Origin of the sequence: Streptomyces anatolicus (assembly GCF_019400875.1) — a bacterium.
Taxonomy (GTDB): domain Bacteria; phylum Actinomycetota; class Actinomycetes; order Streptomycetales; family Streptomycetaceae; genus Streptomyces; species Streptomyces anatolicus.
Genome location: NZ_WMBF01000090.1, coordinates 1 through 19,043 on the forward strand (window position 1 = coordinate 1; position 19,043 = coordinate 19,043).

Here is a 19,043-nt window from a genome sequence, read left to right on the forward strand (position 1 = left end):
CCGTTCAGTTGCATGGGGCGGGCGGGGTCAGTCAGGACTTTCCGCTGGCGGAGCTTTGGGCGGCAGCGCGGACGCTGCGCTTGGCTGACGGGCCGGATGAGGTGCATCAGCGATCGCTTGCCCGGCGGGAGCTCAAGCGGTACGTCTGACCCCGGGCCTCGCGCGCCGTCGATCACCGGCTTCGCCGAGTTCGTCCTCAAACGCCGGACGGGCTGGATTCACGGCCGCAGCGCCCGCAGCAGCAAGTCCGCCAAGTGGTCCGCCACCTGTTGTGGTGTCAGGGGGCCCTCGGGGCTGTACCACGTGGAGAGGTGGTGGACCGAGCCGAAGTGGTAGTCCACCACCAGGTCCGCCGGGGTCGCCGTGGAGAAGACGCCGGAGCGCTGGCCCTCCTCGATCAGGGCACGGAAGCGCTCGTGGTAGCGGCGGCGTTCGGCGCGCACCTGCTTGTTCTTCTCGGGGCTCAGGTGGTGCATGGAGCGGAAGAAGATCGAGGCGTCGTCGAGGTTGTCGATGGTGGTGACCACGACGTCCGCGGCGGCCTCCCGGACGCGCTGCTCGACCGGGGCGTCCGCGTCCGCGATGGCGTCGAGACGCTCCTGCTGGACGCGGAGCATACGGGCGTACACCTCGTGCAGGAGGTCGTCCTTGGAGCCGAAGTAGTGGTAGAGCGCGCCCTTGGTGACGCCGGCCGCCTCCACGATCTCCTGCACCGACGTGCGGTCGTAGCCGTGGTCGGCGAAGAGCCGGGTGGCGGCGGCCAGCAGCCGCTGCGGGACGGGCGTGCCGTCACCGTCCGTCGTCCTGGCCACTTCCGCCACCTGCCTTTCGTTTCACTGACTGTCCTGTGGACGGGAACGCAACTCCCGCCGGAGGATCTTCCCACTTGTCGTCTTCGGCAGCTCCGCCAGGATCTCCACCTCACGCGGGTATTTGTACGCGGCGAGCCGCTCCTTGCAGTACGCGGTCAGTTCGGCGGCGTCCGTGTCACCGCCGGGACGCAGGCTGACGTACGCCTTGACGCTCTCCCCGCGGTAGCTGTCGGGCACGCCGAGGACGGCCGCCTCGCGCACGGCCGGGTGGGAGTAGAGGACGTCCTCGACCTCGCGCGGCCAGACCTTGAAGCCGGACGCGTTGATCATGTCCTTCTTGCGGTCGACGACGTAGAGCCAGCCGGCCGGATCCATGAAGCCGATGTCCCCGGTGCGCAGTTCACCGCCGGGGAAGGCCTTTGCGGTGGCCTCGGGGCGGTTCCAGTAGCCGGGGACCACCTGCGGCCCGGAGACGACGATCTCGCCGTGCTCCCCGAACGGGACCTCCCGGCCGCGTTCGTCCAGGATGCGTACGACCGTCTGGGGGCCCGGGACACCGACGGCGAGGGTGCCGGAGACGGGGTCGACCGGGGCCTCCTGGCCCGGCGGCACGGAGGCGCAGGGGGCGGTGCACTCGGTGAGGCCGTAGCCGTTGTGGAGGTAGGGGCCGAAGGCGGCGCGGAACTTCTCGACGAGCGCCGGGGGCAGCGGCGCGCCGCCCGAGGAGATCAGCCGGAAGGAGTCGAAGTGGGCGCGCGTCACCGAGGGGTGGGCGGCGAGCGCCATGAACGCCGTGGAGGGGCCGACCGTGTACGCGGGGCGGTGTTCGGCGAAGGCGTCGAGGACCACGCCCGCCTCGAAGCGGTAGGCGAGCGCGAGGGTGCCCGCGTTGGCGACGCACGCGGCGAGCTGGGCGACCATGCCGGTGATGTGGAAGAGCGGCGCCAACGCGAAGTAGCAGGCGCCTTCCGGGATTCCGCCGCCGGTGCGCTGGCGTTCCGCGTTGTAGGTGATGTTGCCGTGGGTGTTCATGGCGCCCTTGGGGGTGCCGCTCGTGCCGGACGTGTAGCTGATGAGGGCGGTGTCCTCGGGGCCGAGTTCGCGTTCGGCCGGGGCGGGGAGCCCCTGGCGGGCGACCGCCACCAGGTCGTCGGCGTCGGCGGGGACCGGCAGGCGTGCGAAGTCCAGGACCCGGGGGTCGTCGCGACTCTGGAGGTCGAGCTGGCAGGCGGTGAGCACGATCCGCACCGGCGAGCCCGCCGCCGTGTCGCGCAGATACGTCTCCCAGGCGCGGTCCGCGCAGATCAGCGCGGTCACGTCGGCGTCCGTGAGGACGTGGCGGACCTCCGCGGACTTGTACATGGGGTTGACGGGCACCACCGTCGCGCCCGCCTTCCAGGCGCCGAGGAGCGCGATCACGAAGTGCGGGGTGTTCTGGAGGAGGATCGCGACACGCTCGCCCCGTGCCAGGCCGCGCGCGGCGAGGTGGCCGGCGACGGAGTCGCTGAGGGCGTCGGTCTCGCGGTAGCTCAGGCGGCCGTCGAAGTAGGCGAGGGCGGTGTGCTCGGGGGCCCTCGCGACGGCGGCGCGGAAGGCGTGGACCACGGTGGGGGCGGGGCTCACGGGGCCGCGCTGGGCTTCGTTGAGGCGGGCGAGCCAGGGCTTGGCGGCGTAGATCGAACCGTGCGCGTCCGCTGAGGATCCGGTATATCCGGTCACCGCCGCGTCGCCTCCCACTTCTGCTGGATGTGGTTCATGCCGGTCAGCCACTTGTCGGGGGTGGCGGCGCGGGCCTGGTAGTACGCGGCGACCTCGGGGTGCGGCAGGATCAGGAAGCGGTCGTCTGCCATGCCCGCGAAGAGCGCGGCGGCGACGGCGTCCGGTTCGATCGCGGTGGGGGCGAGCACGAGGTCGCCCGCGGTGCCGGTGGCGGCGAGCATGTCGGTGCGCACGCCCTGCGGGCAGATCGCGTGGACCTTCAGGCCGCGGTGGCGGTAGGTGAGCGAGAGCCATTCGGCGAAGGCATACGCGCCGTGCTTGGTGACGCTGTAGGGGGCGGCGCCGATCATGGTGAGCAGGCCGGCCGCGGAGACGGTGGAGATGAAGCGGCCCTCGCCGCGCTCCAGCCAGCCGGGCAGCAGGGCTTGCGCCGCGCGCACGTGCGCCATGACGTTGACGTCCCAGGCCGCGGCCCAGACCTCCTCGGGCGCGGCCTCGGTGCCGCCGGAGCCGAGCCCGGCGTTGGCGCAGTACACGTCGACCGAGCCGCCGAGCGCCTCGGTGGCCCGCTCCACCATTTCCGAGGCGTCGCCGGGGACCGCTGTGCCGCCCACCTCGTCGGCGACGGCCTGCGCCTTGGCGCCGTCGAGGTCGTTGACGACGACGCGTGCCCCCTCGGCGGCGAAGCGGCGGGCGAGCGCGGCTCCTATCCCGCCCCCGGCACCGGTGACGACGACTCCCTTGTCCCGCAGGCTCTCCACGACCGGTCTCCTTCGACATCGGGCTCCACCACGGACGGCGCTCGCGGCCCGTCCGTCCCGGCAGACTAACCAGTCGGTATGTCGGGGCGAAAGGGGGCCGGGCTGTTCCGCACTGGCCGACGCCCGGTGGCGCGGGGTGGGGCAAGCCCCACCTGGGAGCTGGGTGCCTGCCGGATGGTGGCCGTGGCCCCGCGTACGGAATTGTGATCTTCCGTCGGCCCGAGTTGGGCCGGGTCAAGCGGATCAAGGAGACACGACATGCCCCGCACGGCACCGCGAAGGGTCCCGCTCCTGCTGGTCACGGCGGCGGGGACGGCGGCCCTTCTCGCACCCGCGGCCGCGCAGGCGGCGCCCAGGCCCGCCGACCCCGTCGCGGCGATCGAGCGCGCCGCCCACCCCTTGCGCTCGACCGACCCCGGCGGCGGCACGAAGGATCTGCGGCCCCTGGGCAGGATGGTGGGCGACGCCTCGGTGGTGGGTCTTGGCGAGGCCACCCACGGTTCCCACGAGTTCTTCACGATGAAGGAGCGCGTCTTTCGCTACCTCGTGGAGGAGAAGGGCTTCACCTCCTTCGCGCAGGAGGTCAGCTGGACGACCGGCCTGCGGTTCGACGCGTATGTGCGGGGCGGCGGTGGCGATGTCCGCGAGCTCGTCCACCGCGAGCTGGCGAAGACGCCCTGGGACACCGAGGAGTACGTCCACCTGCTGCGCTGGATGCGCGCGTACAACGCCGAGCACCCGCACCGCCAGGTGCGTTTCATGGGCAACGACCTCAACTACCCCGAACTCGGCCGCGAGGTGTTCGACGGCGTGGAGGAGTACGTCCGCGCGCACGAGCCCGACCTGCTGCCGGAGATCACCAGCCGCTACGCGCCGATGCGGCGCCTCGCGGACGGCGATGCCTACATGGGCCGGCCCCTGAAGGAGCGCCAGGAGCTTGCGGAAAAGGCGCGCGAGGCCCTCGACCTGCTGAGGAAGCGCCGACCCGACGGTGGCGACCGTAAGTTCACCTGGGCGCTCCAGCACGCCCGGTCCCTGTCGCAGACCGCCGCCATCTACGCCTTCCCCCTGGACACGCCCGAGGGCCAGAAGGACGCCATGCTGTACCGCGACCGCCTCATGGCGGCGAACACCGCGTGGTGGCAGCGGCACACCGGCGACAAGGTGCTCCTCTCGGCCCACAACGCCCATGTCGCGTACGAGAGCCACGACCCGCGCTACCCGAAGATGCAGGGCGCCTTCCTGCGGGACAGGCTCGGCAAGCGGTATGTGAGCCTCGGGTTCACCTTCGACCGGGGGTCGTTCATGGCCCAGGGCCCCGACAACGGCGCGTGGAAGTCCTTCACGGTGGGCCCCGCGACGCGCGGCATGAACGAGCACACGCTCGACAAGGTGCGCCACGACGACTACTTCGTGGACATGCGCTCCCTGCCGAAACCGACTCGCGCCTGGCTGAGCGAGGCACGGGTGACCCGCAGCATCGGCTCCGGCTGGCCGGACGGACCGTACAAGATCCGCCTCGCGCCCTCGCACGACATCCTCATCCATCTGCACCGCGTCACCGCGGCTCACCGCAGCGCGGCGCCGGCCGGGAGCGGCGACTGACCTGACGCGCGGGGGATGGCCAGGTGGCTCGCGCGGCAGGACCATACGGGCGTGGAGCCCTACTGGGAACTGACCTTCGACGCCGACGGCGACGTCGACACCGCGCAGCGCGAGGCGCTGCTGTCCGGCACGGAGCGCGAGAGCGTCACCGACCTGCTGGTCTTCGCGCACGGCTGGAACAACGACAAGAAGGACGCCCGCAAGCTGTACCGGCGCTTCTTCGCCCCCTTCGCGCGCCTGGCCGCGCCCGAGGTGCGTCTCGGGTACGTCGGCGTGCTGTGGCCCGCCATCCGCTTCCCCGACGAGCCGATCCCCGACTTCGACCCCTCGGCAGCCGCCACCGCGACCGCCGTCGCCGCGCCCGTGCTCGACGCGGCCACCCGGCAGGCCCTCGACCGCGCCTTCCCCGGCCACGGCCCCACGCTCGACCGGATCGCCGAGCTGCTCGCGGAGCGCTCCGATGTCCCCTCCCGGGTCTACGAGTTCGGGCGGCACGTCCGTGAGCTGGTCTCCCTGCGCGAGACGAGCCCGGCCCGCAACCTCGGCGAGGACCTGGGCGCGGGCGAGCCCGCCATGCTCACCGACGACGCCGTCCAGGTCTGCGAGGTGCTGGCCGCCGCGTCCCGCGCGGAGACCGGACGGCCCGAACGGCTCGCTGACGTACGCGAGCGGGTGTGGGACGGGGCTTACGAGCTGCTGCGGCAGGGCGCCTACTTCGCGATGAAGCGCCGGGCGGGCGCGGTCGGCCAGCTGGGCCTCGGCCCGGCGATCGGCCTGCTCAGCGCCGACGTGCCCCGCGTCAGGGTGCATCTGATCGGGCACAGCTTCGGCGCCAGGCTCGTCTCGTACGCGCTGCGCGGCATGCCCGCGGACGTGCGCGCGGTGAAGTCGGTGACGCTGCTCCAAGGGGCCTTCTCGCACTACGCGTTCGCCGAGCGGCTGCCGCACGACCGCTCGCGCGGCGGCACCCTGCGCGGTGTGCAGCACCGCGTCGACGGCCCTCTCGTGTCCTGCTACTCGCGCCACGACGACGCCCTGGGACGGCTCTACCCACTCGCGTCGAAGCTGTCCGGCGACTCGACGAGCTTCCTGCACCTGTGGGAGCGGTGGGGCGCCATCGGATACGGCGGCATCCGGGCCGTGGACGGCGCCAAGGGCATCAGGCTCGGCGAGGCCATGCCCGCCGAGGGGTGCGTCAGCGTGGACGCGGCGTCGGTGGTGCGGCGCGGCGGCCCGCCCGCCGGCGCGCACAGCGACGTATGCCATGAGGAGCTGGCACGTGCCGTGTGCGCCGCCGGGCGGATCCCCCTCGCCTGATAGCGCGCCGGTGAGGGTGTCCCGGCCTACTCGCGGTGCCGGGGGAACTCGACGATCTGCTGGTAGGTGGGGCGGTTCTGCCACTGGACCGGCTTGTGCGTGATGCCGCCGAGCGCGCGGTGGACGATCGCGTCCGCGCACCACTGGTCGCCCGCCTCGCACGCGTCGTCGCCGGGGTAGACCTCGGTGGCGGGCTTGGCGACGGCCTGCGCGAGGGTGGTGAGGAGGGTGTCGCGGCAGGCGTCGAGCTTGCCGTCACCGCAGTAGGTGTGGGCCAGTTCGCCCTTGACCGGCTGCCCGAGGACCTTGCGCAGATCCTTGTCGGCGTAGCCCCACCAGCCGTACTGGAAGGCCGAACCGGCGTGTGCCCCGGTGGGGCCGTGGCCCGCGGAGGGCGCCTCGTCGGTGGACAGCTGCGCGGTCAGCGCGTCGTACAGCTCCTTGCCCATGCCCGGCTTGAACTCGCCCTCGATGAGCAGCGGCCACCAGGCGTCCATGACGCGTACGGCGTCCGGATGGGCGTACGTCCTGGAGCCCGCGGCGGTCTGGTTGCGCTGGGCGCCCGCCTTGCGCCACGCCTCCAACTGCTCCACGGCCTTGGCGAGTCGCGGGTCGGTGACCGGTTTGCTCCGCACCACCTTCAGCAGCTCGGGCAGCACCTGCTCGCCGCGCAGATCGGTGACGGCGGCCTCGGACATGGCGCGCGTCAGCGAGGCGCGGGTGACACCGCCCGCCTCCGTGAGCTTTTTGACCCGCCCGTCGAGCAGGTCACCGCGGTGCACGGCGCTGTGGCCGAAGCCCGCCGTGCTGAAGTCCTTCGCCTGTTTGTTGTTCCAGGAGATGTAGTAGTCCTGGTTGACGGACTGGGGGTGTTCGGCGGGCGGGGTCTGCGCCGAGGTGTTGTTCTCCGGGTCGAAGTCCCGCCATTCGTAGGCCTGTTGGCCCTTGACCGGCAGCGCGGGGTCGACGCTGTCGGCGCGCTCGGGGTTGGCGCCGCTGTTGTAGTAGGCGATGTCGCGCGAGTCGGTGTAGAACCAGTTGAAGGCGTAGCTGATGTGCTGCGCCGCCTTCTTGAAGGTCGCCGCGTCCCTGACGTACGAGGGGTCGTTCAGCATCTGGAAGCCGATGATCGAGTCGGCCTCGTGGCGGTAGGTGGAGCGCAGCGAGACGTAGGCAACGGGCTTGGCATCGACGGTCGCGCGGTGCGTGACGATGCCGTACTTGGTGCGCCAGACCTGCATGCGGTAGGAGCCAGCGGCCGTGGAGTCGGCGAGCGTCGGCTTCCAGGCGTTCTTGCGCTCCAGCTTCTCCATCGGCTTGCACGTGCCCCGGTACAGATAACCGGTGGACTGCTTGGTGGGCGTGCCGCCGCCCGGCTCGCACAGCTCGACGGCGTACGTGTCCGTGATGTCCTGCCCGGCGGACGTCGCCGACCAGGCGTAGTCCTGGCCGCGCCCCAGCTGGACGTACATCCCGACACCCGCGAAGGAGACACCGCGCGCGCTGATGCCGGGCCCCTGGAGCTCCTGCTGCATGAGGAGCTGGGGCGCGAAGTAGCCGGTCTGGGGGCCGAAGACGGCGATGGGGTGCCCGCTCGCGGTGTGCTTGCCGGAGACGAGCAGGGCGTTCGACATGCCCTTCTTGTGGCTGCCGGGCCGGAAGAGGTCCGAGGGCAGGACGCCCTTGTCGTACATGCCCTGGAGCGGCTTGAGCTTCTTGGGAGCCCGCACTGGATCCTTGGCGCCGCTCTTCGCGCCGCCCTCGCGGTCGTACACCAGCTGCTCGCGCTCGACCGAGCCCGGGTCGGGCATGGCCGTGCCGCGCGCCTTCTCGGGCTTGCCCGCGTACGGGAAGCTCGTGCCGTCGTGGACGGTCTGGACGGCCTCGGGGTCGTTGCGGGCGCGGAAGGACTCCCAGACCTTCGTGCCCTTCTCGACGCCGTACTTCTCCTGGGACTTCAGGAGGGAGAGGGCGGACTCGACCTCTCCGCCGCCGCCGTTGCCGAAGAGCCCGCCGACGACCGAGGCCAGCGCGATCATGTCGGTGACCTTGAAGGGCTCTATCTCGCCGATGTTGGTGATCGCGTCGATCTTGCCGGTGAGGACGTACTCGCCGGGGAAGTAGCGGCCGTTCTTCGCCTTCACGCGGTAGGCGTTGAGCCCGTCGACGTAGGCCTGCGCGTCCTCCATCGCCCGCTCGCCGCGCTCGCCCCCCGTCGCCCTGATGTACTCGACCTGCTTCTCCAGATCCTTCTCCGTGTACGGGGCCTGCGGCCAGAACTGCTGCTCAAGGCCCTGATTGGCGAGTGCCCCGCCCGCGAACGAGGTCAGTTGGCCCCGGCCGATGTGCCGGAACAGGTCGATGAGCCAGAGCCGGTCCTGCCCGGCCGCGAAGCCCGCGCCGAACTCGGTTCCGTAGCGCGTGGTTCCTTTGATGTGCGGGATGCCGTACTTCTTGTCGCGCGTGATCGTCACGTCGTCGCGCGGTTTGGTGACCGAGGCGATCTGGCCGTCGGGCACCCCGAAGGAGGCGTCGCCGAAGAAGTCTGTGAGACGGTCGTCGGTGAGAGAGGGGTAGCCGGACGACAGTGCGTCGTAGGGACCCAACTGGTCGTTCGCGTGGGCGGGTTGGGTGCCGAGGAGGCGGTGTGCGAGGATCTCGGCGAGTGTCGCGTTGCCGTTGGCGCCGGGGGGCAGGATGTCCGCGCACCGGCCCTCGCAGTAGTCGGCGCTCTGCTCGGCGGTCTCGGCGGCGGGCTCGCGCGGCGTTGCCCCCGCCCCCGGCAGGGGCGCCACCAGACAGGCGCCGAGCGCGAGCGCCGCTCCCGCCGTGAGCGTTCTGAGTCTGACGTCGCGTCGTCGCATGGCTGCTCCTCCGGGTTCTGCGGAAGGCCGATGCGGCGGAGGTTACTGGCGAGCCGATGAACTCGAAAGATGAACAACCTTCGCCTTTTCGGAATCACCACAACGCGCCCCCTTCCCGGGCGCATCAGACCAGCTCGGGCGGGCAGGCGAAGAACGGTCGCCTCGAAAGGGAGCCGATTCGCGTGTCGATACGTCTACTCGGCGACGTCGTTTCGACTTCGACTCGACTGCGACGCCGGCAGATACGGAACACGGGGTACCAGTTCGCAAGTACGTGTGACGGAGGTGCAGGGCGATGGCCGGATTCCGGAGTCTCGCGAGACAGGTGCGTGATCCGCAGAGCGATCTGGCGCTGCGGCGCTATTCGCTGCGCAAGTGCCTGGAGAGGTTCGCCCCCTATGGGCACCGGGCGACCTGGGACCATCTGTGTTCCCGGGCGGGCTTCGGGCCCGAGGACAGGTCACCGGATCCGGCGCGGCTGGTGGCCGCGCTGGAGGAGTTGGAGGCGGCTCGGGCGGTCTGGCTCGCCTACGAGGCGGAGTTCGCCGAGCGCCGCCGCAGGGAGAAGCACGACGGGCTCAGGCGCCCCGGCAGCGAGGACGACTGGCACCGCCGCACCTGGGGCGGCTGCGGGGTCGCCTGGTGCGACGATCCCGGGGTGCACCCCCGGGCCCCCCTCGCCGTAGTGCTGCGCCGCCTGATCGCGGCGCTGGAGAGGGAGCCGGGCGCGTCGTGCCCCGTCTGCGGGGACACCTATCTGGTGTGGAAGCGCGGCCTCGCGCACAAGCCGTCCTCCGGCGCGGTCTGCACGGGCTGCGGCATCGTCGTGCCCGCCCCCGTGCTCACACCGGACGCGGTGGCGCGTGCGCGGGCGCGGATCCTGCGGCCGCTGGTCACGGCGTGAGGGAGGGAGCGGTCAGGGTGTGGCCACGCCGGTGTGTATGGCGAGTTTGAACTGGGCGTGCGTCAGCGGCGTGGCGAGCTTCACGTCTCCCACGCCGCGTGCCGAGATCTTCAGCCCGACGGGCGTGCCGGGGTGGACGAACATCTGCCAGACGTACGACCGGAACTGACCGCCCCTAGTGGGCGCGGAGTCGGTCGTGGCGGTCGAGTCGTAGCCGGTCGTCAGGTTCAGCGGGTCGCGGACGAAGCGGCTGCGGTACTCGGTGGGGCCGCCGGCGGGCTGCCAGAAGACCAGCGCGGAGAGTACGCCCCAGCCGTCGTGGCTCGGCCATATCAGCCCCGAGCGGGCGTGCGGGAAGGCGGCGGGGCCTGTGCCGCCCTTGCCCGGGTCGTGCATGCGCCACGGGTCGTACGATTCCGCCGCCTCCCCGTACGGGAAGCGCACGAGGTGGTAGCCGTCGCTGTCGTACTTGATGGCCTGCGGCCCGTGCTGTGCGGCGTCCCACTTCAACGAGCAGATGGCGACGGACATCGGCCCTCCCCCTGAGTGATGTCGTGTGGTGCCTCTGTTCTCTCTTGTACTACGCGTGGGCCCGGCGCACTACGTGTTGGCCCGGCGCACTACGCCTTGGGGCGGCGCTCCACCAGCAGGCGGGAGCCGGTGAGGCGTTCGCCGAAGACGTCGTCGGGGTTGGAGAGCACGCACGTCTCCAGGGAGAGGCAGCCGCAGCCGATGCAGTCGGTGAGGTGGTCCCGCAGCCGGCCCAACTGCTTGATGCGCTCGTCCAGTTCCGCGCGCCAGTGCTCCGAGAGGTGCGCCCAGTCCTCGCGGTTGGGCGTGCGCTCCTCGGGCAGCGAGTCAAGGGCCTCGCGGATCGTGGCGAGCGGGATGCCGACGCGCTGGGAGGCGCGGATGAAGGCGACGCGGCGCAGCGTGTCCCGGTGGTAGCGGCGCTGGTTGCCCGAGGTGCGGCGGCTGGTAATGAGGCCCTTGGACTCGTAGAAGTGCAGGGCGGAGACGGCGGCGCCGCTGCGGGCCGACAGCTGGCCGACCGTGAGTTCGTGGACCTTCTCTGGGATCTGGGGCACGTGGCGAACCCTAATGGCTGGTCCGTTGACACGCGTCGGCACACCCAGCATGCTGAGCAAGCGCTTAGTCGCAGCTACTGAGGACTTGATCGCACACGTCTAGGAGGGCCAGGGACATGGCGGAGCCGAGGATCTTCACGTCGGCCGGGGAACTGCGCGCCGGGGTCGGCGAGCAGCTGGGGTACAGCGACTGGCTGGAGATCGACCAGAAGCGGATCGACCTCTTCGCCGACGCCACGGGCGACCACCAGTGGATCCACGTCGACGCGGAGAAGGCGGCGGCCGGCCCCTTCGGGACGACCATCGCGCACGGCTATCTGACCCTGTCCCTGCTGCCGAGCCTGGTGCCGCAGATCATGCGCGTCGAGGGGATGAGGATGGGCATCAACTACGGCACGGAGAAGGTCCGTTTCCCCTCCCCCGTGCCGGTCGGCTCCCGGCTGCGGGCGACCGCCGAACTCATGGACGTGACGCCCACGAAGGACGGCGGCGTGCAGGTGACGGCGCGGGTGACCGTGGAGCGCGAGGGGTCCGACAAGCCGGCGTGCGTGGCGGAGTCGGTGTCGCGCTACTACTTCTGAGCTACTTCTGCGCCTGCTCGGTGCGGGCGCCCACCATCCGCAGCACGAGGTCGGCGTAGAGCGCGCCGACCTCGTCGGGTGTGCGGCGCCCGGCCACGTTGAACCAGCGGGCCACGTCGATGCAGAGGGAGAGCACGGCGAGCGTGGTGCCCGGCACGTCGGGGACGTCGAACTCCCCCGCCCGCACACCGTCGTTGATGATGTTCCGGACCGCCGCGTCCGACTCGCGGCGCAGCGCGACGATCTCCGTGCGGTGCTCGTCGCCGAGCGCGTCCAGCTCGTACTGCACCACGCGCGCGGTCGTGTGGTGGGCGGCGTGCCAGCCGACGAAGGAGCGCACGGCCGCCGCGAGCCGGTCGGCCGCGCTGCCCTCGCCGTCCGCCGCGGTGCGCAGGATGGTGAGGGCCTTGTCGTGGCCGATCCTGCTGATGCGGTGGAGCAGCTCTTCCTTGGTCTTGTAGTGGATGTAGAGCGCGGCGGGGCTCATGCCCGCGCGGCCCGCGATGTCGCGGGTCGTCGTCGCGTGGTAGCCGCGCTCGGCGAAGGCCTCGACGGCGGCGATCAGCAGCCGCCTGGCCGCGTCGGGGCTGACCTCGCCCCACGGCTGCTCCTCGACGCCGGTCTCCTCCGCCGCGCTCATGTCCACTCCTTAGCCTTTTCGGGAGGGACACCATACCCCTGATGGTGAGCAAGCGCTTAGGGAGCCGCTCGGCGGATCAGGCGACGGGCTTGAAAGGGTCGTGTTCGGCGAGGATCTTCTCCAGGCGGGCCTGGTCGACGCGGCTGACGATCTGGTCGGCCTCCTGCCGGTCCCTGACCACCTTGGCCAGCGTGAACGCGGACGTCGTCAGATACAGGACGGAGACGGCGAGGAAGGCGCGGATCCAGCCGCTGACATCGAGGCTGTAGATGCCGACCGAGGTCGCACCGAGGGCGATGGCGAACGACGCGACGGCCTGGCCGTAGTAGGCGGTGGTGCTCTGCTGCTTGACCGGAGTCTCACTCATGGCCCCAGCCTGGACGGCGAGGGAGCCCGCCACATCCGCTCCCGTACTCAACTCACGTACTCAGACGGCTGGTCCACAGCCGCTCTCAGAACGCGGATACGCCCGTCAGCGCGCGGCCGATGACCAGCTTCTGGATCTGGCTCGTGCCCTCGTAGAGCGTCATCACGCGGGCGTCGCGCAGCAGCTTGCCCGCCGGGTACTCGTCTATGTAGCCGTAGCCGCCGAAGACCTGGAGGGCGTTGTTGGCGGCGCGCACGGCGGCCTCCGAGGCGAACAGTTTGGCCTTGGAGGACTCCGTGGCGAAGGGCTGCCCGCGGTCGATGAGGTCGGCGACCCGCCAGGTGAGCAGGCGCGCGGCGTCCACGTCCACCGCGATGTCGCTGATCAGCTCCTGGATCAGCTGGTGGTGGGCGATGGTCCTGCCGAACTGCTCGCGCTCTCCGGCGTACGTCACCGCCGCGTCCAGCGCGGCCTGTGCGATGCCCACACAGCCCGCGGCCACCGACATGCGGCCCTTGGCCAGCGCCGACATGGCGACGGAGAAGCCCTTGCCCTCGGGCGCCAGCATCGCCGACGCGGGGACGCGGACGTCCTCGAGGACCAGCTCGGCGGTGGCCTGGCCGCGCAGGCCGAGCTTGCCGTGGACGGTGCGGCGGCCCAGGCCCGGGGTGTCGGCGGGCACGAGGAAGGCGGAGACGCCCTTGTGTCCGGGGGTGTCGTTCGTCCGCGCGAAGAGCAGCACGACATCGGCCCAGGTGCCGTTGGTGATGAACATCTTGGAGCCGTTGATCACGTAGTCGTCGCCGTCGCGCACGGCCTTCGTCGAGAGGTTGCCCGCGTCGGATCCGGTGCCGGGCTCGGTGAGCCCGAAGCAGCCGACGTACTCGCCGGAGGTGAGGCCCGGCAGCCACTGCCGCTTCTGCGCCTCGCTGCCCCAGGCAGCGATGGTCTTGGCGACGAGCCCCAGCGAGACCGACACGATGCCGCGCACGGAGGAGTCACCACGGCCCAGCTCCTCGGTGACCAGGCAGTACGCGAGGTGGTCGCCGCCGGAGCCGCCGTACTCCTCGTCGATGGTGAGGCCGAGGAAGCCGACATCGCCGAGCTTCTTCACCAGGGCCCGGTCGACGCTCTCGGCGCGGTCCCAGGCAATGACGTGCGGGGTGATCTCGCGCGCGACGAAGTCCTCGGCCAGCTGCCGGACGGCGGTCTGCTCCTCGCTCAGCTCCAGGTTCATCGTGGGCACCTCTTCGCGTCGGGTTACGTCGAGTTACATAGCTTTTAAATTAGCACTGCTAGTTTCCTGCGGCAGCCCTACTATGTGCCGCATGGCCCGACCGCGCAAGCCCCTCCTCAGCCGAGAACGCATCGTCGAGACGGCGCGCGCCCTCGTGGACGCGGAGGGTCTGGCGGCGGTCTCCACCCGCCGTCTCGCCGCCGAGCTGGGGGTCAGCGGGCCGTCCCTCTACAACCACTTCCGCACCAAGGACCAGATCCTGGAGGCGGTCGCCGACTCGGTGAGCGCGCAGGTCGACCTGTCGATGTTCGACGCCTCCGACAACCGCGACTGGCGTACGGCGCTGCACGACTGGGCGGTCTCCTACCGGGCCGCGCTCACCCGGCACCCGAACATCGTTCCGGTCCTCGCCCAGGGCCCCGGCCGCCGCCCGGCGGGACTGCGGCTCGCGGACGCGATGTTCGGGGCGATGGTCGACGCGGGCTGGCCTGCCGCGCAGGCCACGTCGGTCGGCGCGCTGATGCGGTACTTCATCATGGGCTCGGCGCTCGGCTCCTTCGCGGGCGGTTTCGTGGGCGACGAGACGGCGTACGACCCGTCGGACTACCCCCACCTGGGCCAGGCCCACCTCCTGGCCGACCGCCAGCAGCTCATCGACGCCCGCGCCTTCGAGACGGGCCTCAGGGCACTGCTGGACGGGCTGGCGCTGCAGTTCGAGCAGATGTCGGCCGCGTCGGACGTTTGACAGTGACGCAGGGGCAACCTCCCAGCATGACGGCGGGGCCGGACGGGCTGGACCAAGCTCGAACGCGCGCCGGTCAGCCGTTCACGATGCGCTCCACCGCCGCGGTGATCAGCTCCTCCCGTTCGGCCTCCGAGAGGACGTCCGGCAGCGTCAGCTGTTCCACGATGAGCCAGTTGAAGGTCAGGTAGAGCAGCCGCACGGCGGTCGCGTCGCCGGGCAGGCCGGAGGTCTCGTGGTAGGCCACGTTGGCGTCGAGGTCGGCACGGACGCGGTCGGTGAGGACGGCGCGCAGCTCGGGTCGCCTCGTCGCCTCGAGGCGCAGTTCGAGCAGGGCGAGGTAGCCGGTGCGGAAGCCGCCGACCCGGCCGAGGACGTCCCGCATCAGCGACGCGTACGTCTCCTTGTCCGGCTTGGCGGTGCGCTGGCGCTCGATCTCCTCCGCGCTGGGCTGGAGCCGTTCGTAGACCCGGGCGGCGGCCTGGGTGAGCAGGTCGTCGCGGTTGCCGAAGTAGTTGGAGGCCGTGCCGGTGGGCACGCCGGCCTGCGTGTCGACCGCCCGGAAGGTCAGCCCCCTGGCGCCTTCGCCCGCCAGCACCTCGATGGCGGCATCGACCAGGGCCGCACGCCGTTCGTCGTTCCTTCGCACCATTGACGCCACTCCATCCGTAGCACTATATACCAACCACTACGAGCAGAGTACTATAGAGGGGTGGCCGTGGGGCATGTGACGGATGCGTGGGACAGCGGGCCCCACAGCGAGCCCCGCGTCCGGGAGTTCGCCGCACAGGTGCTGCGCGGTCACGCCCAGGTCACCTTCCTGCCGAGCGCGGCCGGGGGCGCGCTCTTCTGCGTCGCGCTCTTCGCGGCGGGCTCGGCGTACGCGCTCTACGCCCTGGCCGGCACCGCCGTGGGCACCGCCACCGCATGGCTCCTCGGCGCGGACCGCGCCCGCTTGCGGACGGGCCTCGAAGGGTTCAACGCCTGTCTGACGGCGCTGTGCTGCGCGGTCTTCCTCGGCGCGTGGCACTTGTCGACCGCCCTGCTCGCGGTGGCGGGCAGCGTGGTCGTCACCGTCGTGACCGCGGCCGTCGTCAACCTCCTCGGCACCTGGGGACTGCCCTCGCTCACGCTGCCGTTCTGCCTGGTCGCGAGCGCCATGACCATCGCCGCGCCCGGCTTCCCGCGGATCTGGCACCACGGCGAGGGCATCGCGGCCCTTCCCCTCGCGGCGACGGGCCCGACGACGCCCGGTCCGGCCGAGCTGGCGCGCGGGTTCCTCGCCGGATTCGCCGAGATCTTCTTCATGCCGCAGTGGTACGTGGGCGCCCTCCTGCTCGCCGGTCTCCTCGTCGCGAGCCGTCGCGCGGCGGGCGTGGCATGCCTGGGCAGCGCGGTCGGGACCGGCACGGCGTGGGCACTGGGCGCCCCCGCCGCGCGGATCGCCGACGGCACGATGGGATACAACTCCGTGCTCGTCGCCCTCGCCCTGTGCGGCGTCTTCCTGCCCGTGCGGGCGGCGACGCTCGCGTACGCGCTCGTGGGCGCCGCCACCGCGACGGTGGCCGGGGCGGCGGTGGCGGCCCTGGCCGCGCCCGTGGGTGGGCACGCCTTCACCTGGCCGTTCGTGCTGACGACGCTGGTGTTCCTGGCGGGGGCCAAGTCCTTTCCGCGGCTGAGCGATCCGGGCTGCCGGAAGCTCGGCGATCCGGGCTGCCGGAAACGCGACTGAGGCTCCCGCCCGCGCCTCAGAAGACGATCAGCGCCCGGCCGCCCTTGCCCGCGACCATGTGCGCGAAGGCCGCCGGGATGTCGTCGAGACCGATCCGGTCGGTCACCAGGACGCCCAGGTCGAGGCGGCCCGCCCGGATGTGCCCCGCCAGGACCGGCAGGTCCACCGCCGGATCGCAGTTGCCGTACACACAGCCCGACAGGGTCCTGCCCCAGTGGAAGAGTTCCAGGGCGTTGAAGGTGACCCGCTGGTCCTTGCCGCCGATGCCCACCACCGTGGTGCGCCCGCCGCGCCGCGTGGACTCCCACGCCGTGCGGATCGTCACCGCGCGGCCCACGCACTCCACGGCCACGTCGACGCCCTGGCCGCCGGTGAGCGCCCGGATCTCGCGGGCCGTCTGCTCCGAGGCGACCACGTAGTCGGTGGCGCCCGCCGAACGCGCGAGCCCCTCCTTCTCCGGGGAGACATCGACCGCGATGATCCGCGAGGCACCGGCGATCCGGGCCGCCTGCAAGGTGGCGAGGCCGACCCCGCCGACCCCGTACACCGCGACCGTCTCGCCCTCGCGAACCCTCGCCGAGTGGTGCACGGCGCCGTACCCGGTCAGGACGGCGCAGCCGAGGAGGGCCGCGTCGGTGAGCGGGACGCCGTCGGGCACCGGCAGGACGCAGTCGGCCGCGACGACGGTCTCCTCGGCGAACGCGGCGACGTTCAGGCCGGGGTGCAGCTCCGTGCCGTCCGGCCGCCTGGCGTAGACGTCGGCGGCGCCCGCGAGGGCGTTCGCGCAGAGCCACACCTCGCCGATCGAGCAGGCGTGACAACCGCCGCAGGACGGCGCCCAGTTCAGGACGACGCCGTCACCGGGGGCGACCGCCGTGACGCCCTCGCCGACGGAGACGACGGTGCCCGCGCCCTCATGGCCGAGGACGGCGGGCACCGGGACCCGCATCGTGCCGTTGGACAGGGACAGGTCGGAGTGGCAGACCCCGGCGGCGGCGAGGCGCACGCGGACTTGGCCGGGCCCCGGCTCCGGCAGGTCGATGTCGGCGATCTCCAGCGGGGAGCCGACGGCGGGGAGGATGGCGGCGCGGACCACGTTCACGTACTCCTTGGGAAAGCTCGGGGAACTCGGGGAAGCGGACGGAGGCGGAGCTGAGCGGGGGCTCAGAACTGCAGGGACTTCGTCTGCAAGTACTCCGCGAGGCCGTGCGCGCCCAGCTCGCGGCCGACGCCCGACTGCTTGTAACCGCCGAAGGGGGCGAGGGGGTTGAAGCCGCCGCCGTTGATGTCGACCTGGCCGGTATCCATGCGCCGGGCGAAGGCGACCGCCTCGGCGTCGTCGGCCGCCCACACCGCGCCCGCCAGGCCGTACACCGTGCCGTTGGCGATGCGCAGGGCATCGTCCTCGTCCTCGTACCGGATGAGGGAGAGGACCGGGCCGAAGATCTCCTCCTGGGCGATGGTCATCTCCGGGGTGACATCGGCGAAGACGGTCGGCTGGACGTAGTAGCCCTGCTCCTTGGGCGACTCGGGGCCGCCCGCCACGATCCTGGCGCCCTCCTGGACGCCCTTCTCGATGTAACCGCGCACCCGCTCCTGCTGCTTGGCGTTGACGAGCGGGCCGATGCGGGGGCCGTACTTGGCCGCGGCGGCGGACGCCAGCTCGACCGCCTCGTCGTAGCGCGCGGAGTCCACCAGCATGCGGGTCCAGGCGCTGCACGTCTGGCCGGAGTTGGACATGACGTTCGCGACGCCCACGTTGACGGCCTTGGCGAGGTCGGCGCCGGGCAGGATGACGTTGGCGGACTTGCCGCCGAGCTCCAGGGCGACGCGCTTGACGGCCGCGCCCGCCGTGGCGCCGATGCGCCGGCCGACGGCCGTGGAGCCGGTGAACGAGACCAGGTCGACGCCCTCGTGCTCGGCCAGTGCCTGCCCCGCGACCGGGCCGAGCCCGGTGACCAGGTTGAACACGCCCGCCGGTACGCCCGCCTCGTGCACCGCGTCGGCGAAGAGCTGGGCGGTGAGCGGGGTGTCCTCGGCGGGCTTGAGCACGACCGTGCAGCCCGCGGCGAGCGCGGGGGCCACCTTGTTGACGATCTGGTGGAGGGGGTAGTTCCAGGGCGTGATCGCGCCGACCACGCCGACCGGCTCCAGGTAGACGGTGGAGTTGCCCACCTTCTCCTCGAAGGGGTGCGTCGCGGCAAGGTCGGCGTACGAACCGCAGACGAGGATCGGCACCCCCGCGTGCACCGCCTGCGCGAACTGCGGCGGGGCGCCCAGCTCGGCGCTGACGACCTCGGCGATCTCGTCCTTGCGGGCGGCCAGCTGATCGCGGAGCGCGCCGAGCAGGGCCGCGCGCTCGGCGGGCGGCGTGGCGGCCCAGCCCGGCAGGGCGGCGCGGGCGGCGCGCACCGCGGCGTCGACGTCCTCCACCGTCCCGGCCGGGACCTGGCCGATGGGCTGCTCGTCGGCCGGGTTGACGACCGTGATCGTGTCGGCGCCCGCAGCCGGGCGCCAGGCACCGTCGATGTACATGCCGTCGTGGGCCTTCATCGCATTCCTCCAGATAGACGTCCGCATGACAAACTAGCGCTGATAGTTTTCGGGCACCAGGGGCAGTTCGCCAGCACCCCGAAGCCTGCCGGGAAAGCTCTACCGGCGCGCTCCCCTCCCC

At 71.6% G+C, this 19,043-nt stretch carries 19 protein-coding genes; 7 read left to right on the forward strand and 12 right to left on the reverse strand.

Features of this window, described 5'->3' with window-relative positions; genetic code table 11:
- The coding region (locus GKQ77_RS11545) for an acyl-CoA dehydrogenase family protein (RefSeq protein WP_258021190.1) at positions 1-149 on the forward strand (149 nt) is incomplete at its 5' end.
- A 69-nt stretch (positions 150-218) separates the two neighbouring features.
- Here GKQ77_RS11545 and GKQ77_RS11550 read toward each other — a convergent pair.
- Genes GKQ77_RS11550 through GKQ77_RS11560 form a run of 3 tightly spaced genes read right to left on the reverse strand, consistent with a single transcriptional unit; the run spans position 219 to position 3,283 of the window.
- Complete coding sequence (locus tag GKQ77_RS11550; RefSeq protein WP_219688624.1) at positions 219-812, reverse strand: TetR/AcrR family transcriptional regulator; 594 nt, start codon at positions 810-812, stop codon at positions 219-221.
- 21 nt (positions 813-833) lie between these two features.
- The gene (locus GKQ77_RS11555; RefSeq protein ID WP_219688625.1) at positions 834-2,549 is read right to left on the reverse strand and encodes a class I adenylate-forming enzyme family protein; all 1,716 of its coding nucleotides are present in this window, start codon (positions 2,547-2,549) and stop codon (positions 834-836) included.
- Complete coding sequence (locus tag GKQ77_RS11560) at positions 2,528-3,283, reverse strand: SDR family oxidoreductase (protein ID WP_258021192.1); 756 nt, start codon at positions 3,281-3,283, stop codon at positions 2,528-2,530. The genes GKQ77_RS11555 and GKQ77_RS11560 overlap by 22 nt, the downstream gene beginning before the upstream one ends.
- A gap of 267 nt (positions 3,284-3,550) precedes the next feature.
- Between GKQ77_RS11560 and GKQ77_RS11565 the strand changes: the two genes are divergently transcribed.
- Positions 3,551-4,897, forward strand: coding sequence for an erythromycin esterase family protein (locus tag GKQ77_RS11565; protein ID WP_219688627.1), 1,347 nt, complete (start codon positions 3,551-3,553; stop codon positions 4,895-4,897).
- A gap of 15 nt (positions 4,898-4,912) precedes the next feature.
- Positions 4,913-6,214: a serine-threonine protein kinase gene (locus GKQ77_RS11570; RefSeq protein ID WP_219688628.1), complete on the forward strand. Its 1,302-nt coding sequence runs from the start codon at positions 4,913-4,915 to the stop codon at positions 6,212-6,214.
- A gap of 26 nt (positions 6,215-6,240) precedes the next feature.
- On the opposite strand, the gene GKQ77_RS11575 is transcribed toward GKQ77_RS11570, so the two are convergent.
- A complete protein-coding gene (locus GKQ77_RS11575; RefSeq protein ID WP_219688629.1) occupies positions 6,241-9,078 on the reverse strand; it encodes a penicillin acylase family protein in 2,838 nt (945 codons plus the stop codon).
- Positions 9,079-9,373: 295 nt separating this feature from the next.
- Here GKQ77_RS11575 and GKQ77_RS11580 point away from each other — a divergent pair, with 295 nt between their 5' ends.
- Positions 9,374-9,982: a hypothetical protein gene (locus GKQ77_RS11580; protein ID WP_219688630.1), complete on the forward strand. Its 609-nt coding sequence runs from the start codon at positions 9,374-9,376 to the stop codon at positions 9,980-9,982.
- 12 nt (positions 9,983-9,994) lie between these two features.
- Here GKQ77_RS11580 and GKQ77_RS11585 read toward each other — a convergent pair whose 3' ends face one another.
- Both GKQ77_RS11585 and soxR read right to left on the reverse strand, forming a co-directional pair.
- Positions 9,995-10,513 (reverse strand): hypothetical protein, encoded by a 519-nt coding sequence (locus GKQ77_RS11585; RefSeq protein WP_219688631.1) that lies wholly within the window; start codon positions 10,511-10,513, stop codon positions 9,995-9,997.
- Positions 10,514-10,602: 89 nt separating this feature from the next.
- A complete protein-coding gene (gene soxR, locus GKQ77_RS11590; protein WP_308117627.1) occupies positions 10,603-11,070 on the reverse strand; it encodes a redox-sensitive transcriptional activator SoxR in 468 nt (155 codons plus the stop codon).
- A gap of 116 nt (positions 11,071-11,186) precedes the next feature.
- Here soxR and GKQ77_RS11595 point away from each other — a divergent pair, with 116 nt between their 5' ends.
- Positions 11,187-11,651 (forward strand): MaoC family dehydratase, encoded by a 465-nt coding sequence (locus GKQ77_RS11595; RefSeq protein ID WP_219688632.1) that lies wholly within the window; start codon positions 11,187-11,189, stop codon positions 11,649-11,651.
- A 1-nt stretch (position 11,652) separates the two neighbouring features.
- Here GKQ77_RS11595 and GKQ77_RS11600 read toward each other — a convergent pair whose 3' ends face one another.
- The 3 genes from GKQ77_RS11600 to GKQ77_RS11610 all read right to left on the reverse strand — a co-directional run bounded on the left by GKQ77_RS11600 (position 11,653) and on the right by GKQ77_RS11610 (position 13,895).
- Positions 11,653-12,291, reverse strand: coding sequence for a TetR/AcrR family transcriptional regulator (locus tag GKQ77_RS11600; RefSeq protein ID WP_219688633.1), 639 nt, complete (start codon positions 12,289-12,291; stop codon positions 11,653-11,655).
- 76 nt (positions 12,292-12,367) lie between these two features.
- The gene (locus tag GKQ77_RS11605; RefSeq protein WP_125511787.1) at positions 12,368-12,658 is read right to left on the reverse strand and encodes a YiaA/YiaB family inner membrane protein; all 291 of its coding nucleotides are present in this window, start codon (positions 12,656-12,658) and stop codon (positions 12,368-12,370) included.
- An 85-nt stretch (positions 12,659-12,743) separates the two neighbouring features.
- Complete coding sequence (locus GKQ77_RS11610) at positions 12,744-13,895, reverse strand: acyl-CoA dehydrogenase family protein (RefSeq protein ID WP_219688634.1); 1,152 nt, start codon at positions 13,893-13,895, stop codon at positions 12,744-12,746.
- Between the two features lie 82 nt (positions 13,896-13,977).
- On the opposite strand from GKQ77_RS11610, the gene GKQ77_RS11615 reads away from it, so the two are divergent.
- Positions 13,978-14,640 carry a TetR/AcrR family transcriptional regulator gene (locus tag GKQ77_RS11615; RefSeq protein WP_219688635.1) on the forward strand — a complete coding sequence of 221 codons (663 nt, stop codon included), beginning with the start codon at positions 13,978-13,980 and terminating at the stop codon, positions 14,638-14,640.
- A 73-nt stretch (positions 14,641-14,713) separates the two neighbouring features.
- Here GKQ77_RS11615 and GKQ77_RS11620 read toward each other — a convergent pair whose 3' ends face one another.
- On the reverse strand, positions 14,714-15,289 hold the full coding sequence (locus GKQ77_RS11620) for a TetR/AcrR family transcriptional regulator (protein WP_219688636.1): 576 nt from the start codon (positions 15,287-15,289) through the stop codon (positions 14,714-14,716).
- A gap of 60 nt (positions 15,290-15,349) precedes the next feature.
- On the opposite strand from GKQ77_RS11620, the gene GKQ77_RS11625 reads away from it, so the two are divergent.
- The gene (locus GKQ77_RS11625; protein WP_308117628.1) at positions 15,350-16,369 is read left to right on the forward strand and encodes an urea transporter; all 1,020 of its coding nucleotides are present in this window, start codon (positions 15,350-15,352) and stop codon (positions 16,367-16,369) included.
- A 16-nt stretch (positions 16,370-16,385) separates the two neighbouring features.
- Here GKQ77_RS11625 and GKQ77_RS11630 read toward each other — a convergent pair whose 3' ends face one another.
- Positions 16,386-17,465: a Zn-dependent alcohol dehydrogenase gene (locus tag GKQ77_RS11630; RefSeq protein WP_219688640.1), complete on the reverse strand. Its 1,080-nt coding sequence runs from the start codon at positions 17,463-17,465 to the stop codon at positions 16,386-16,388.
- Between the two features lie 68 nt (positions 17,466-17,533).
- Positions 17,534-18,922 carry an aldehyde dehydrogenase family protein gene (locus GKQ77_RS11635; protein ID WP_219688637.1) on the reverse strand — a complete coding sequence of 463 codons (1,389 nt, stop codon included), beginning with the start codon at positions 18,920-18,922 and terminating at the stop codon, positions 17,534-17,536.
- Positions 18,923-19,043: the final 121 nt, after the last annotated feature.

Coding starts and splice junctions, on each gene's coding strand:
- GKQ77_RS11575 (WP_219688629.1), bottom strand. CDS start 9,078: ATGCGACGACGCGACGTCAGACTCAGAACGCTCACGGCGGGAGCGGCG.
- GKQ77_RS11580 (WP_219688630.1), top strand. CDS start 9,374: ATGGCCGGATTCCGGAGTCTCGCGAGACAGGTGCGTGATCCGCAGAGC.
- GKQ77_RS11585 (WP_219688631.1), bottom strand. CDS start 10,513: ATGTCCGTCGCCATCTGCTCGTTGAAGTGGGACGCCGCACAGCACGGG.
- GKQ77_RS11595 (WP_219688632.1), top strand. CDS start 11,187: ATGGCGGAGCCGAGGATCTTCACGTCGGCCGGGGAACTGCGCGCCGGG.
- GKQ77_RS11610 (WP_219688634.1), bottom strand. CDS start 13,895: ATGAACCTGGAGCTGAGCGAGGAGCAGACCGCCGTCCGGCAGCTGGCC.
- GKQ77_RS11620 (WP_219688636.1), bottom strand. CDS start 15,289: ATGGTGCGAAGGAACGACGAACGGCGTGCGGCCCTGGTCGATGCCGCC.
- GKQ77_RS11605 (WP_125511787.1), bottom strand. CDS start 12,658: ATGAGTGAGACTCCGGTCAAGCAGCAGAGCACCACCGCCTACTACGGC.
- GKQ77_RS11570 (WP_219688628.1), top strand. CDS start 4,913: ATGGCCAGGTGGCTCGCGCGGCAGGACCATACGGGCGTGGAGCCCTAC.
- GKQ77_RS11565 (WP_219688627.1), top strand. CDS start 3,551: ATGCCCCGCACGGCACCGCGAAGGGTCCCGCTCCTGCTGGTCACGGCG.
- GKQ77_RS11615 (WP_219688635.1), top strand. CDS start 13,978: ATGTGCCGCATGGCCCGACCGCGCAAGCCCCTCCTCAGCCGAGAACGC.
- GKQ77_RS11600 (WP_219688633.1), bottom strand. CDS start 12,291: ATGAGCGCGGCGGAGGAGACCGGCGTCGAGGAGCAGCCGTGGGGCGAG.
- GKQ77_RS11635 (WP_219688637.1), bottom strand. CDS start 18,922: ATGAAGGCCCACGACGGCATGTACATCGACGGTGCCTGGCGCCCGGCT.